Raw genomic sequence first — 916 nt, 5'->3', positions numbered from 1 at the left:
GACTGGGTGGGAGGGGTTCACAGCTACCTTCACCGTTCCCGAAGAGATCGACGTCCCGGGCATGCCGGTCAAGCCTCGCCGATTCACCGCCAAGCTGAGTTACCGTGGCCAGCCTTTCGTATCTGTTCCCATCGAGGTCTCCAACGTCGAAGCCGGCAATGCCGACCAGTTCGACACTCTTACCTCGGATGCTCTCGGCCTTGTCGGCGTTCCCGCAGCGGTCGCGGTGCCGTGTATGACCATTCCCTGGCAGATCGCGCAGAAGCTCCACGCGGTGACCGCCGTGCTCGAAGCGCCGAGAGTGAACGATCGCGCTCACGACTTGGTGGACTTGCAGCTTCTCGAAGGACTGCTGCCCGATAGCGATCTCTTGCCAACGCGCAGCGCGTGCATCGCGGTATTTGAAGCACGCGCTCAGCATCCGTGGCCACCCCAAGTCACCGCGCTGCCGCATTGGCCGCCAATCTACTCGGGGGCATTGGAGGGGCTGGATCACCTTGAACTTGCCGCCACAGTTGAGGAGGCAGTCAAGGCGGTGCGACGATTTGTCGAGCGGATAGATGTGGCGACAGAAACGTAATAGTCCAGCAAAAGTTGCCTGACCGCCACCCTTACCTGAAACCGAACCAGCCTAGGCGTCTGTCCACGCTCAGTCAGGCGCTCTGCCAATTGGGCTATACCCCGACACGCGGCGAACCGCGCAGAGCGCGAACTTTGCGCGATGCGTCCGAAGCCGTGGAACGTTTGCGGCATGCGCGACGAGCCGAAGTTAGCTACCCCCTCTCTGTCTAACCTGTGTGAGACGTTGAAGTAGATGAGTCTTCTGTGAGAAGCAGGGCGAGGACTGGATTCTGATTCCGTGACGATGACACTGGCCGATACCGCCGCGGTGGCGGTGGCCGATGATGGGAACGTG

General features: G+C 61.0%; 1 protein-coding gene. It reads left to right on the top strand.

Going from position 1 to position 916, the window contains the following annotated elements; all coding sequences use genetic code 11:
- A partial coding sequence (locus BST40_RS28255) for a nucleotidyl transferase AbiEii/AbiGii toxin family protein (RefSeq protein ID WP_142276865.1) occupies positions 1–580 on the top strand: 580 nt, incomplete at its 5' end.
- Between the last annotated feature and the right edge of the window lie 336 nt (positions 581–916).

The organism is Mycobacterium persicum (assembly GCF_002086675.1).
In the GTDB taxonomy this organism is placed as follows: domain Bacteria; phylum Actinomycetota; class Actinomycetes; order Mycobacteriales; family Mycobacteriaceae; genus Mycobacterium; species Mycobacterium persicum.
The sequence above is the reverse complement of the archived record's forward strand: the minus strand, read 5'-3'. Positions and strand labels throughout refer to the sequence as shown.